11 protein-coding genes are annotated in these 14403 nt (G+C 48.7%); 1 reads left to right on the forward strand and 10 read right to left on the reverse strand.

What is annotated here, in order from left to right; all coding sequences use genetic code 11:
• Positions 1-712 precede the first annotated feature (712 nt).
• Both secA and Q4Q50_RS20070 read right to left on the reverse strand, forming a co-directional pair.
• Complete coding sequence (gene secA, locus Q4Q50_RS20065) at positions 713-3439, reverse strand: preprotein translocase subunit SecA (protein WP_226059445.1); 2727 nt, start codon at positions 3437-3439, stop codon at positions 713-715.
• A gap of 60 nt (positions 3440-3499) precedes the next feature.
• On the reverse strand, positions 3500-4399 hold the full coding sequence (locus Q4Q50_RS20070) for a M23 family metallopeptidase (RefSeq protein WP_006079901.1): 900 nt from the start codon (positions 4397-4399) through the stop codon (positions 3500-3502).
• Between the two features lie 27 nt (positions 4400-4426).
• Between Q4Q50_RS20070 and Q4Q50_RS20075 the strand changes: the two genes are divergently transcribed.
• Positions 4427-4873 (forward strand): DUF721 domain-containing protein, encoded by a 447-nt coding sequence (locus Q4Q50_RS20075; protein ID WP_006079900.1) that lies wholly within the window; start codon positions 4427-4429, stop codon positions 4871-4873.
• Positions 4874-4885: 12 nt separating this feature from the next.
• Here the strand turns inward: Q4Q50_RS20075 and lpxC are convergent, their stop codons facing one another.
• The 8 genes from lpxC to murD all read right to left on the reverse strand — a co-directional run bounded on the left by lpxC (position 4886) and on the right by murD (position 14403).
• On the reverse strand, positions 4886-5806 hold the full coding sequence (gene lpxC, locus Q4Q50_RS20080; RefSeq protein WP_011845621.1) for a UDP-3-O-acyl-N-acetylglucosamine deacetylase: 921 nt from the start codon (positions 5804-5806) through the stop codon (positions 4886-4888).
• A 181-nt stretch (positions 5807-5987) separates the two neighbouring features.
• Positions 5988-7175, reverse strand: a complete 1188-nt coding sequence (ftsZ, locus tag Q4Q50_RS20085; protein WP_259521576.1) for a cell division protein FtsZ — start codon at positions 7173-7175, stop codon at positions 5988-5990.
• Positions 7176-7208: 33 nt separating this feature from the next.
• On the reverse strand, positions 7209-8444 hold the full coding sequence (ftsA, locus tag Q4Q50_RS20090; protein WP_006079897.1) for a cell division protein FtsA: 1236 nt from the start codon (positions 8442-8444) through the stop codon (positions 7209-7211).
• Positions 8425-9174: a cell division protein FtsQ/DivIB gene (locus Q4Q50_RS20095; RefSeq protein WP_311900834.1), complete on the reverse strand. Its 750-nt coding sequence runs from the start codon at positions 9172-9174 to the stop codon at positions 8425-8427. The genes ftsA and Q4Q50_RS20095 overlap by 20 nt, the downstream gene beginning before the upstream one ends.
• A gap of 151 nt (positions 9175-9325) precedes the next feature.
• On the reverse strand, positions 9326-10792 hold the full coding sequence (murC, locus tag Q4Q50_RS20100; RefSeq protein WP_006079895.1) for a UDP-N-acetylmuramate--L-alanine ligase: 1467 nt from the start codon (positions 10790-10792) through the stop codon (positions 9326-9328).
• A gap of 2 nt (positions 10793-10794) precedes the next feature.
• A complete protein-coding gene (murG, locus tag Q4Q50_RS20105; protein WP_311900836.1) occupies positions 10795-11883 on the reverse strand; it encodes an undecaprenyldiphospho-muramoylpentapeptide beta-N-acetylglucosaminyltransferase in 1089 nt (362 codons plus the stop codon).
• On the reverse strand, positions 11883-13094 hold the full coding sequence (gene ftsW, locus Q4Q50_RS20110; RefSeq protein WP_006086699.1) for a cell division protein FtsW: 1212 nt from the start codon (positions 13092-13094) through the stop codon (positions 11883-11885). The genes murG and ftsW overlap by 1 nt, the downstream gene beginning before the upstream one ends.
• Complete coding sequence (gene murD, locus Q4Q50_RS20115) at positions 13084-14403, reverse strand: UDP-N-acetylmuramoyl-L-alanine--D-glutamate ligase (RefSeq protein ID WP_107403419.1); 1320 nt, start codon at positions 14401-14403, stop codon at positions 13084-13086. Before murD ends, ftsW begins: the two co-directional genes overlap by 11 nt.

A 14403-nucleotide genomic window follows, 5' to 3' on the forward strand; every position in this document is an offset into this window, starting at 1 on the left:
TTCGACTCCTATTTATTCGAAAATAAGTAGTAAGTCTTTGTACATATTGCTATGAACACTCATCACTCTCGTGAAAGAATTGGTTGATTTAAATTTTTGACTGCCAACCCGAAGGTTAAGCAGTTTCGATTAACTCAACACCTGTGAGTGTCCACACAGATTTGCTTGATAAATTGTTAAAGAGCGTTGACCACACACTGAGTTTTCAGCGGGTCAGGGCTGCGTATTCTACGCATTCCCGTTAGTGCGTCAAGTAGTTTTTTAAACTTTCTCAACACTCATCGTTTAGCTCGCTAACCGATGAACTGCTTGGCTTTCTTTGCTTAACTTACGTTACGCTGTCTGCCGTGTCAGTGGATGCGCATTATAGGGAGATTGAGAAAGTCCGCAAGGGCTTTTTTGAGAAAAATGGATCTTTTTTTAATACTTTCAGTTAGTCACACAATACCCCCACTTTATCCTCAGACTTATCCACAAAATAGGTTTTAACGGTTAAATTTGCTACAGCGATGGGTTTGCTTTAATGGCTATCGATAAGAGTGAAATGATATTCAATGGGGAATAACGACGATTAGCGATATAAAGAAGAGTAAGAATGTAATCCGGATGACACGAGAGTCGCGCTAGGCTTATAAAAGAGGAAATAAAAAGGCAACTTAGATAAGTTGCCTTTAGTGTGCGTTCTATTCTACTTATTCAGTAGGTCAGCAGATTAACTTAACTTGCCATGACATTGTTTGTACTTGCGACCTGAGCCACAAGGACAAGGATCGTTACGACCCACTTTCTCACCATCACGGATCATCGGCGCTTGCGCAGTGACAGCTTCATGCTCATCACCACCGCCAACAAGCGACTCTGCCGCTGCGTGTTGATAGTCGCGCTGGATCTTGGCATCTTCTTCACGACGACGCGCTTCCATTTCTTCCACATCCGACTGAGCTTGAACTTGTACTTTCGACAGCACACTGATGACGTCGTGTTTCAAGGTATTCAATAGTTGTTGGAATAACTCAAACGACTCACGCTTATATTCTTGCTTTGGATTTTTCTGTGCGTAACCACGTAAGTGGATACCTTGACGCAGATGGTCCATCGCCGCTAAGTGTTCTTTCCACAGACCATCGAGCGTTTGTAGCATAACGGCTTTCTCGAACTGGCGTAGCACTTGCGCGCCAACCATTTCTTCTTTCGCCTTATATGCATCGCCCCAAGCAGTGATAATACGCTCACGTAGACTCTCTTCATGCAGATCGTCTTCTTTATCTAACCATTCCTGGATAGGTAGTTTGAGCATAAACTCTTGGTGTAGACGTTGCTCTAAACCTGGGATATCCCACAGCTCTTCTACTGATTGAGGTGGAATATATTGATCGATTACTGCGCCAATCACATCGTCTTGAATGTTTTGGATAGTATCTTCAATGCTTTCCGCATCCATCAACTCGTTGCGCTGGGCGTAAACCACTTGGCGTTGATCGTTAGCGACGTCATCAAATTCAAGTAATTGCTTACGAATATCGAAGTTACGTGCTTCAACTTTACGTTGAGCGTTTTCGATTGCACGAGACACCCATGGATGCTCGATGGCTTCGCCTTCTTCCATACCCAGCTTTTTCATCATGCCAGAGACACGATCCGAGGCGAAGATGCGCATTAAGCTATCTTCCATCGACAGGTAGAAACGTGATGAACCCGCGTCACCTTGACGACCCGCACGACCACGTAACTGATTGTCGATACGGCGTGATTCGTGACGTTCGGTACCTAGGATGTGCAAACCACCCGCGGCGACGACTTCATCATGACGAATTTGCCAATCGGCTTTGATCTTAGCTTTTTGCTCAGCGGTTGGATTATCGAGTTCATCGATTTCCATGTTCCAGTTGCCGCCAAGCACGATATCGGTACCACGACCTGCCATGTTAGTGGCAATGGTCACTGAACCAGTACGGCCAGCTTGCGCGACGATTTCAGCTTCTCGTTCGTGGAATTTAGCATTTAAGACTTCGTGCGGGATCTTTTCCTGCACCATTAAGCGCGCTAACAGTTCAGACTGTTCGATTGAGACTGTACCCACCAATACTGGCTGACCACGTTCGCGGCAATCTTTAATGTCTTTGATGATAGCTTGATATTTTTCATCGGCGGTCAGGTAAACCAAATCCGCCATATCCTTACGCACCATTGGACGGTTAGTCGGCACAACGACTGTGTCTAATCCATAGATGTGTTGGAATTCGAACGCTTCAGTGTCGGCAGTACCTGTCATACCTGCCAGCTTCTCGTATTGACGGAAGTAGTTCTGGAAAGTGATCGAAGCCAATGTTTGGTTTTCGTTTTGAATGTGCACGCCTTCTTTGGCTTCGACAGCTTGATGTAAGCCTTCTGACCAACGACGACCCGGCATAGTACGACCCGTGTGTTCATCGACTATGATGACTTCGTTGTCTTGTACTATGTAATCCACATCACGCTCAAACAGCGTGTGCGCACGGAGCGCCGCGTTGACGTGGTGTAATAGGGAAATATTTGCAGCAGAATAGAGTGAGTCGCCTTCGGCTAACATGCCGCGCTCGATCAACAGGTTTTCTACTTTTTCTTGACCACGCTCGGTGAAATGCACTTGTTTGGCTTTTTCATCGATGCTGTAGTCACCCTCACCCACATACTCTTCCGTATCTTCTTTATCTTGACGGATAAGATTAGGGATCAAGGTGTTGATCTTGATGTATAGCTCAGAGCTATCTTCAGCGGCGCCAGAGATGATCAGCGGCGTACGCGCTTCGTCGATTAAGATTGAATCCACTTCATCGATTAGGGCGTAGTGCAACGGACGTTGTACTCGTTCTTGCGGTGAAAACGCCATGTTATCGCGCAGATAATCGAAACCAAACTCGTTGTTGGTACCGTAAGTGATATCGGCGTTATAGGCATCTTTCTTTGCCTGCTGACCGAGACCTGCCACGTTGATGCCGACGGTTAAACCAAGGAACTCAAACAGCGGACGGTTATTCTCGGCATCACGACGTGCTAAGTAATCGTTCACGGTAATTACGTGAACGCCTTTGCCCGTCAATGCGTTTAAGTATGCAGGTAAAGTTGCCGTTAAGGTTTTACCTTCACCCGTACGCATCTCAGCAATACGGTTACTGTCGAGTACCATACCACCGAGTAACTGTACGTCGAAGTGGCGCATGTCAAATACGCGCTTAGACGCTTCACGCACTGTCGCAAACGCTTCAGCCATGATGCTATCTAATGAAGCGCCGGCAGCTAAACGCTCACGGAACTCAGCGGTTTTAGCTTTTAATGCTTCATCGGTTAATTTTTCATAATCAGCTTCTAGTGCGTTAATGCTAATAACGATCTTTTGAAGCCCTTTAAGGGTGCGGTCGTTGCGACTACCAAATACTTTTGTCAGTAATTTACCAAACATCTGAATCACTTATTCTCTGTAGGCCAAGTCCATGATGGAAACTAGAAGCCAATGTTTCAATTAACTTGCTTTGCGGTAGACAAACTTTTGTGGATCTATCTGCTGTCCGCCGCGCAACACTTCATAATGCACATGAGCCCCAGTTGAGCGCCCAGTGCTTCCCATACTGGCGATTGCATCGCCTTTTGCGACCACATCACCTACAGTCACTGACAAAGCTTTATTATGGCCATAACGCGTATGTAAACCGTTACCATGGTCTATTTCGACCAACTCGCCATAACCGAACATGTTCCCAGCCCAAGTTACTACGCCTGCAGCAGTCGCAACAACTTTGGCCCCTTCTCGACCGGTAAAATCAATCCCCTTATGCACAGTCCTGCGACCGTTGAAAGGGTCATTACGTAATCCGTAGGGCGACGATAACCAACCTTTATCGAGTGGGATCCCTGATATATAACGTTCATCATCTATATGGTGGTTAGATGACACTGTTTCAAGTAGTGAAAGCTGAACATTATTATTGTCAATTCGTGATGCCAACTTATCCATATCGTCGATAAGCTGTCCGAGCTCGATGTTAGTGCCTAATTCGCTCAAACCACCCACACCAACTTCGGATGAGAAATCGAAATCTTCATCCAATTTGTTCTGCTGGGCGACCTGTTGACCTAAGGCTTCGAGACGGGTGATCTTGGCTTGCATACGTGCAACATGAGTCACTAGCATAGCCAGTTGAGACTCGGTAGCACTTTTTAGCTCTAAGACTTGTTTCTTTTGTTGTTCGCGCACGAGACGATCGTTATCGACACTGGCTTGCTGATCTTGAAATCGAGCTGAGTTGTGTTGATAAATACCGGACCCAGTGGCCAACAATAGTATTGGAAGTAGCAACCAGCGTTTACTGGGCTGCCAGCGTGTGACGCCATTCCGACCTTGAATAAATACTGTTACACTCATAGCCTAATTCAGCCATCTTATTATCATATGAAAAAGCCCCCTCAAGATCTCAGCCAATTACTGCATCAATCGGGCAAATTACCCGACCTTGCTGAGAAAGCGGAACTACTTATGTATCTGAATCATCATGTGAAGCAGATTATCGCAGGTCCTGTTGCGGAGCAGCTAAAAGTCGCTAATTTCCGCCAGGGTGTTCTTGTGGTTGAAACCACTTCGGCGGCCTGGGCTGCACGAATTAATTTCCAAAAGCCAAAGCTACTAGCGCAGCTTCAAGCAGAAACGCTCCCAATCCTTACCGCAATCGAAGTTAAAGTCAACCCGAGATTAGCAATGTATGACGCAAAGCCTAAACAGGGACACAAAGAATTAAGCCCTGCGGCAGCGGAGCATATTGCGGCATTAGCGGAAAATATTGGCGGTTCACTGGGCGAAAAACTAAAACGGCTGGCCTCATTGGCCAGCCGTGATAAATAATCTCACCGCTTTTTAAGCAAATACAGCGCCACCTGGCACGGTAAAGCTGACGGGAACATCGGCTTCTTTTTCAAAGCTAACCAACTCCCACGCATCCTGTTGCGCCAATAAAGCACGCACCAATTGATTGTTCAGCGCATGACCGGTTTTATACGCAGTAAACTCACCTAAAATAGCGTGTCCTGCCACGTATAGATCACCAAACGCATCTAGAATTTTGTGCTTAACAAATTCGTCCTCATAACGCAGGCCGTCGGGATTAAGGACGCGATATTCATCAAGTACAACTGCGTTCTCCATGCTGCCGCCCAACGCTAGGTTGTTGGCTCGCAGATATTCGATATCACGCATAAACCCAAAAGTACGGGCGCGGCTGATATCTTTCACGAAAGCAGACGTTGAAAAGTCCATCACCACATGCTGTTGGCTACGGGCGATCTCTGGGTGCGCGAAGTCAATTTTAAAATTGACTCTAAAACCTTTAAAGGGTTTTAGCTCGGCCCATTTGTCGCCATCTTCAACACGCACAGGGCGCTTAATCTTTAAGTACTTCTTAGGAGCCGCCTGCTCTTTAATACCCGCAGACTGCAATAAGAAGACGAATGGGCTCGCACTGCCATCCATAATAGGAATTTCAGGCGCGTCCACTTCGATTACGGCGTTATCTATGCCTAAACCCGCAAGTGCTGCAAATAAATGCTCAATGGTCGAGATACGAATACCTTCGTCATTGACAAGTGCCGTACACATAGTGGTTTCACGAACTTGCTCCGCCTTCGCTGGAATAGCAACGGCAGGACTCAGATCGGTGCGCACGAGTACGATCCCTGAATTAACGGGCGCGGGCATAATGCTCAAAGTGACCTTGTTGCCAGAATGCAATCCGACACCAGTAGTTTTCACCATTTTCTGAACAGTTCTTTGAAATATCATTCAGTTACCCGTTTATATGCCAATTATAAAGCCTAATATTTGTACACTCAGCGTCGGCAAATTGGCCGCCCTGGTTCAACATAATAACATAACTTTATTATGTCACACAAATGCAGCTATGTTGTGGTATTGCCCAAAACGAACAACACCTCATACATTACGCTGGACTCAAACGCTATCGCTAGTCGGCTTGCTTACGCAAAAATGCTGGAATATCAAGGTAATCCAACTCATGCTTTGTCGATGGTGCAGGTTGTGCAGCTGGCTGCGGTGCCGCTGGCAATACGTTGCCTTTTGGCGCAGCGTAGTTCACATGTACCGCTTCTTCGACATAGGCTTCGACTTTTGGTTCCACAACCACAGGCTCTGGACGAGGCGCTGGTTTAGACACCAATTGGATATCTGGACGCTTTTCAGCACCAATACCCGTAGCAACAACCGTTACACGCAGCTCATCACTCATTTCTGGGTCGATGACAGCACCAACAACCACAGTCGCGTTGTCAGAGGCATAAGCCTTAACGTGATTACCCACGGTTTCGAATTCTTCGATACTCATGTCCATACCCGCAGTGATGTTAACTAACACACCACGCGCACCGGCTAGGTCGATGTCTTCTAATAATGGGCTGGCAACAGCAGCTTCAGCCGCTTCTTCAGCACGGTCTTCACCGCGAGCGACGCCTGTACCCATCATGGCATTACCCATTTCAGACATCACAGTCTTCACGTCGGCGAAGTCGACGTTAATTAGACCTGGACGAGTAATAAGCTCGGCAATACCTTGTACCGCGCCAAGTAACACGTTATTCGCTGCGGCGAACGCATCGAGTAAAGAAGTGCCACGGCCCAATACTTTTAATAATTTTTCATTTGGAATCGTGATTAACGAATCCACGTGCTTAGCCAGCTCAGCAATACCTTGCTCGGCATAAGCCATACGCTTTTTCCCTTCGAATGGGAAAGGCTTAGTCACAACCGCAACGGTCAGAATACCTTCTTCGCGAGCGATTTGAGCGACAACTGGTGCAGCACCAGTACCTGTACCACCGCCCATACCGGCAGCGATAAAGATCATGTCTGAGCCTTTGATTGCCGCGCGAATGTTTTCGCGGTCTTCTTCAGCTGCTGCACGACCCACATCTGGGTTTGCCCCTGCTCCGAGACCTTTAGTGACATCGCGTCCTAATTGAATCGTTGAGCCTGCACCTGATTTTCTCAGGGCCTGAGCGTCTGTATTGGTAACGATAAACTCAACACCTTCAATGTTGTGTTTGACCATATGTTCGACAGCATTACCGCCGCCGCCGCCAACGCCGATGACTTTAATCACCGCGTCGTCTGAGTGAGTATCCATGATCTCAAACATTGTCTGATCTCCGTGTTGCCTGCGTTATGAAAATTAAAATTCGCCCTTAAACCAGCTTTGGACCCGATTCCAAGCGCTAGTTACCCCTTGGCGCTCAGGACGTTCGAACTGACGCTCGATCACCCGTCGTGCACCGTAATGAAGCAGTCCAACTCCAGTGGAGTAAATAGACTGGTCCACGTATTCATATAAACCTTTGATCGGTAGCGGTGATGCTACGCGAACTGGCATGCCGAATGTCGCTTCTGCGATATCGACCACACCTTGAATCGACGCTGTGCCACCAGTGAGCACAATACCTGCGGCGATTTGATCTTCTAAGCCACTGTCTTTCAGCTCTTTGAGCACTAACTCAAACAGCTCTTGGTATCTTGGTTCTACTACTTCGGCGAGCGTGTGACGTGACATGCTCCGCGATGGACGTCCACCTACCGATGGCACTTCGATACTGTCTTCGCGGCTCACCATCGAGCTGCGCGCACAGGCGAATTGCACTTTAATTTGTTCAGCATGTGACGACGGCGTGCGAAAAATCTTCGCAATGTCGTTGGTCACTTGGTTGCCCGCAACTGGCACAACCGCACAATGACGCAAGGCACCGTTGGTATAGACCGCGATATCCGTAGTGCCACCGCCGATATCGACGATACACACACCTAAATCTTTCTCATCGAAGGTCAGCACGGCATCGGCCGAAGCAATCCCAGAGAACACTAAGTCATCGACCTTAAGGCCACAACGCTCAACGCTCTTAGTGATGTTCTTCGCCATATCATTGGCGCAAGTCACTATATGTACCTTGGCTTCCATCCGCATGCCGGACATACCGATAGGGCTGCGGATGCCGTCTTGCACGTCGATCGCATATTCCTGCGGCAGCACATGTAAGATGCGACGTTCGGTCGGGATCTTCACCGAGCGAGCCGTGTGGATCACGTTATCGACGTCTTCCTGTGTCACTTCTTCATCGTTGATCGATACCATGCCGTTTTCGTTTTGGCAGGCGATGTGTTTACCAGAGATGCTCAGGTAAACCGATGACACTTGGCAATCCGCCATTAATTCCGCTTGATCGAGCGCACGTTGCACACTGCGAACTATCGAATCTAAATCATTCACGCCACCTTTATCCATGCCTCTTGAGGGATGGTTGCCAAGGCCGACTATGCTGATTTCGCCATCGGGCAGAACTTCGCCTATGATCACTGCGACCTTAGAGGTTCCTATATCCAATCCGACGATAAGGTTTCTATCTTGGTTTTTGATCATTAATTATCGGCTCTCTTGTTTGTGCATCGCCCCAGCCTACGGCCAACCCTGTGTCGTAGCGCAAATCTACTCTGGCGACGGATTTCTCTTGTTTCGCCAAAACCGGATAAACAGTTATAAATCGCTGTATCCGTGCAATTTTATCTTCGCGACCTAAATCTAAAACGATGCCGTTTCCTAAGGTCGCGTGCCACGCATGTCGTGGCGTCAAATTCAAACTGGCTAAGGTAAAGCCATTAATCTTTAACAGTGAGTTGATCTGTGCATACACAGTCAGCACCTCAAGACCCATATCGTCTGGCCCTGATAACTGCGGTAAATGCTCCAGCTCTGGGTGCGATGGCGCTTCAAACACTTCGCCATGCACGTTCAACCAGGAGTCACCATTCCAATGGGCTGCTGGTTGCTGCTCCTGCAAATATACCCTGAGTTTCGCAGGCCACTCGCGTCTTACCGACGCGCGATACACCCAAGGTAAGTCTTCTAACGCCTGTTGCACTAAGCTGATGTCAGCACTAAAAAAACTCCGCTGCATTAAATCCTGTAGTGCCACTTGTATATCTTTATCTGTGGTGTAAGCCCGCTCACCTTTGATGGCAACGGCCTCAATCGGCAAGGTGCTGGCATCGTTTAAAAATTTATGTAACTGGTATCCACCAAATACAAAACTGGCCACGATGAAGAATAAAAAGCCAGCCCCGCTCCACAGATACCAATTAACCCGTGACATTCTTGCCCGCCAGTGCCGCCTCTTATCACTCCAAGACACGCTTCATTCCACCTTTAACGACACTCATTAAAAACCACAGAAAACCGGCCATTATATAGACCAAAATCCTTTGGTCAAAATTTCCTTTTCCTCGCAGATCAAGCGCTAAAGATCAGCTTGCTTGCGCAGGTAATTCCGCAACGGCAAAGCCCAATTCTGTCGTCGCTAACAATCGCGACAAGGCGCCAATATTACCTGCACCTTGGGTGAGTAATAAATCCCCCTCTTGCAATACATCGGGCAAGACTTCTGCGAGCTGATCAGGACTGGCGATAAAGATCGGATCTAACTGGCCACGCAGGCGAATTGAGCGACATAAGGCTCGGCCATCGGCACCTGTGATCGGCGCTTCACCCGCACTATAAACATCGAGCAACAGTAAACAATCCACTTGGGATAACACTTCCACAAAATCTTCATACAAATCACGGGTACGTGTGTATCTGTGTGGCTGATACGCCATAACCAGACGTTTGTCGGGCCAACCTGCACGGGCTGCTTTAATGGTCGCGGCAACTTCACTGGGGTGATGGCCATAATCATCGACTAACATAACTTCGCCCTTGGGCGTAGCAAACTTGCCCAAATGCTGGAAACGACGACCTATACCTTGGAACTCCACTAACGCCTGAGTAATGGCGCTATCGTCGATTTCATCTTCGGTCGCGACCGCAATCGCAGCTAAGGCATTAAGCACGTTATGTTGACCCGGCAAGTTAAGCACCAGATCGAGATCAGCTTTGCCTTTACGTCTCACCGTGAAACGACACTGATGGCCTTGCTGGCTGAAATTCAGCGCTTGCACGTCCGCATCGTCACTAAAACCATAGGTCACGAGTTGACGACCAATCCGCGGCATGATTTCACGCACTACAGCATCGTCGATACACACAACTGCGACACCGTAGAAGGGCAAGTTATGTAGGAAATCCACGAAGGTCGATTTCAATTTTTCGAAATCACCGCCATAGGTATCCATGTGATCGGCTTCAATGTTAGTTACCACACTGACCATAGGCTGCAAATGCAGGAAGCTCGCATCGCTCTCATCGGCCTCGGCAATCAAGTAACGGCTGGTGCCTAATCTGGCATTAGTACCGGCACTATTGAGCAAGCCACCAATCACGAAGGTAGGATCCCGTCCCGCTTGACCGTACACGCTGGCGATAAGGCTGGTTGTCGTCGTTTTACCATGGGTGCCAGCAATCGCGACACCATGACGGTAACGCATCAACTCGGCTAGCATTTCGGCGCGACGCACGATAGGAATACGTAATTCTTTGGCAGCAAGGATTTCTGGGTTTTCCAGATTAATCGCCGTGGAGACCACGACCACATCCACTTGCTGTACGTTTTCGGCAGCATGACCAATTTGGATCTTGGCACCGAGCAAACACAATCTGTCGGTCACGGCATTTTGCGCGATATCCGAACCACTCACCTGATAGCCTTCGTTCACTAACACTTCGGCGATCCCGCCCATACCCGCGCCGCCAATGCCGACGAAGTGAATACGCTTAATACGGCGCATTTCTGGGATCATGCTTCTCAGTTGTGCATATCTTTCTGTCTTAGTCATGCTTATCCTTTCTCAGCAAGGCTGATGCACACTGCGGCAACTTGTTCAGTCGCATCCAGTACGGCAACGTCTCTCGCTCTTTGGCCCATACGGGCTAATTCTGTTCTGTCATTGGCAAGCAGTTGTAATTTGCCCGCCAGTTTATTCACGTCCAAGATGGCCTGTGGCAATAGGAAAGCTGCGCCAGCCTCAACCAATACTTGGCCGTTACGGGTTTGGTGATCATCCACCGCATGGGGATAAGGCACCAGAATACTCGGTAGCCCCACCGCCGCTAACTCAGACACCGTCAGCGCGCCGGCGCGGCACAATACCACATCAGCCCAGCGATAGGCGGCTTCCATGTCATCGATAAACTCGGCGATATTCACGCCGCCATCTTGCCCATGTTGCTGATAAGCCGCCTTCACGCCCGCAAGATTATCTTTACCCACTTGATGCCAAACCGTAACGGACTGCTGCTGACTCAGAATCGCAACCGCTTCAGGCATCAGATCGTTAAAGACTTTGGCGCCAAGGCTGCCACCGACAACTAATACTTTTAAGGCTTCATCAGCCTCTGGCTTTGGTTCTGCGCCTAAGGCAATCAATTCTTGGCGAATCGGATTACCAACAACCTTGGCCTTCACTGTGGTAAAGGTATTTTTAAAGGCACATAACACTTGCGTCGCAATCCGCGACAACAACTTGTTCGTCATCCCTGGGATGGCATTTTGCTCATGTAGTACCAATGGAATACCGGCTAATCTTGCCGCCACACCACCTGGGCCACTGGCGAATCCGCCCATGCCAAGCACGACATCGGGTTTAAACTCAGCAATCACGGCCTTAGCCTGCAATATTGAGCGCACCACTTTAAAGGGTGCCGCGAGTTTACGTATCAAACCATTGCCGCGCACACCTTTGATATCGATGAAATTAATATCAAATCCATACTGGGGCACTAAACGCGCCTCCATACGATCGGCCGTGCCTAACCAACGCACTTGCCAACCCTGTTGAGCTAGATACTTAGCCACTGCCAGCGCCGGGAACACATGTCCTCCCGTACCACCCGCCATGACTAAAATACGTTTTCCTGCTGGGGTCATCACTTCAATCTCCCTTGCACGGCCTGAACTAATGTCATGCGCCGTTCGTAATCAATGCGTAGCAGCATCATGGCTGCCGCCGTCATGACCCATAAACTACTGCCGCCGTAGCTGATAAAAGGCAATGTCAGTCCTTTGGTCGGTAACATGCCGATACTCGCGCCAACATTAACCACAGTCTGGAAACATACCCAAATACCAATGGCGTAACCTAAATAACCTTCGAAGGGTTTATCCATGGCTAAGCACAAATTGCCCAAACGAATCGATCTCAGCGCCACAAACAGCAGCACGGATAACACGGCAATAATACCGATAAAACCTAATTCTTCCCCGATCACGGCGAAGATAAAGTCAGTGTGCGCTTCGGGCAGATATTCTAATTTTTGAATACTGTTGCCCAGCCCTTGGCCAAACCAATCGCCACGGCCATAGGCCATCAAAGATTGCGTCAACTGGTAACCGCTACCGAAGGGATCTTGCCAAGGATCCATAAACGATGTCACTCGTCGCATACGGTAAGGTTCTAACAACACCAAAGCCACAAACGCCAACACACCGGCAAAAATCAGGGCGAAGAAGTCGAGCAAACGTGCCCCTGCTAAAAACAGCAGCCCAACGGTACCGACGAACAACACCACAACCGTCCCTAAGTCGGGCTGCATCAAAATCAGCACAGCGTAAATGGCAAATACCGCAATCGGTTTATAGAAACCCTTAGCGTTCTCGCGCACTTCCTGATGACGACGCACTAAATAGCCCGCCATGTAGATGGCAAAGGCAAACTTAGCGACTTCCGCCACTTGGATGCGAATTGGGCCGATCGATAACCAACGCGTCGCGCCGTTTACCGTAGTACCGACCACTAAAACCGCCAGTAACATCAAGCCCACAACCAGTAGCAGCATGGGACTCCAGCGCTGCCAAGTTTGCATTTCAACTCTTAATACAAATGCCGCAATGGCTAAGCAACCCACTAAATAACCCACATGGCGAGTCATAAAATAAAACGGATTACCCGTGAGCGTTTGCGCTTCTGGCATTGAGGCCGACATCACCATCACAAAGCCAAAGCCAATCAAAGACAACACAGCCGCGAGCAAAGCACGGTCGTACAATTGCACGCCCGGCACTTCGGTATCACGTTGCCAATTGGGCATTGCTGAACGCAAACGCCCAAATAGGCTGAGTTGTCTTACATCACTCGCCATTGAGTTGCTCCACAAGGTTTCTAAAATCGTCACCTCGAGCCATAAAGTTACTGTACATATCTAAACTGGCACAGGCTGGCGACAATAAAACGATATCGCCAGAGGTCGCCAATTCAGCGGCTTTAGCCACCGCAGCCGCCATAGTCTCGACTCTGACCGCGCCGTCTTTTAAAGCGGCAATCTTTTTGCCATCGCGACCTAAGGTAATGAGGTGTGTTACTTTCGCTAATGCCACGCCTAAAGGTTTAAAATCAGCACCTTTACCGTCACCGCCAGCAATCAAAATAATATCGCCTAAGTGATCACTCAAACCATCGAGCGCGGCAACTGTGGCGCCGACGTTCGTCGCTTTTGAGTCATTGACATAGGTCACGCCATTCTTAATCCCAACCACTTCACAGCGATGGGATAAGCCGGTAAAGCTACGCGCCACTTTAGCCATAACCTGCTTATCAACACCGACAACATCCACAAGCGCCATTGCTGCGAGTAGGTTGGCATGGTTATGACTGCCAATCAGGGAGACTTCTGTGATCGGCATGATTTCACTGCTACCGTGATAAATCTTGCTGTCGCTGATGCCCCATTCGTCCGTTTCTGGCGCAGCTAAACCAAAACTGTTTTGGTTCATTGGCTCTGGCGGTACGGTCAGTTTATCGTCGCGATTAAACAGCACGGCGCGGCTTTGTTTGTATAAACGTAATTTAGCTTCGCGGTAGGCAGCGATATCGCTGTATCTGTCCATGTGGTCTTCGCTGATATTCAAACAGGTCGCCACCACACACTTAAGGCTATGGGTGGTTTCCAGTTGAAAGCTCGACAACTCAAGCACAAATAAGTCAGCATTTTCATGCAGTAAATCCAGCGCAGGCACACCAATATTGCCACCAACGGCAACGGCGATACCCGCTTCCCTTGCCATTTCGCCCACAAGCGTAGTGACAGTTGATTTACCGTTAGAGCCAGTAATACCGATAACGCAAGGTTTACGGTCAGCAATCTCACGGGCAAATAGCTCCACATCGCCAATCACTTCGATGCCCATATCCACAGCGGCACGCACCTCTGGGGTATAAGTGGCAATGCCGGGGCTGATAATGATCTGCGTCGCTTGCACGAGATAACGGCAATCGAATCCGCCAGAAATCAGCTTCACATCAGGAAAAGACGTCGCTAATGTTTCGGCGCCCGGAGGTTGCCGACGACTGTCCATCACCAATGGCGTAATGCCCTTTCCACACAAATAGCGCACCACGGACAAACCCGTTGCCCCTAAACCTAACACTATGTGTGAATACTGATTTTGCAT

It is taken from the genome of Shewanella scandinavica (assembly GCF_031932065.1).
Lineage (GTDB): Bacteria > Pseudomonadota > Gammaproteobacteria > Enterobacterales > Shewanellaceae > Shewanella > Shewanella baltica.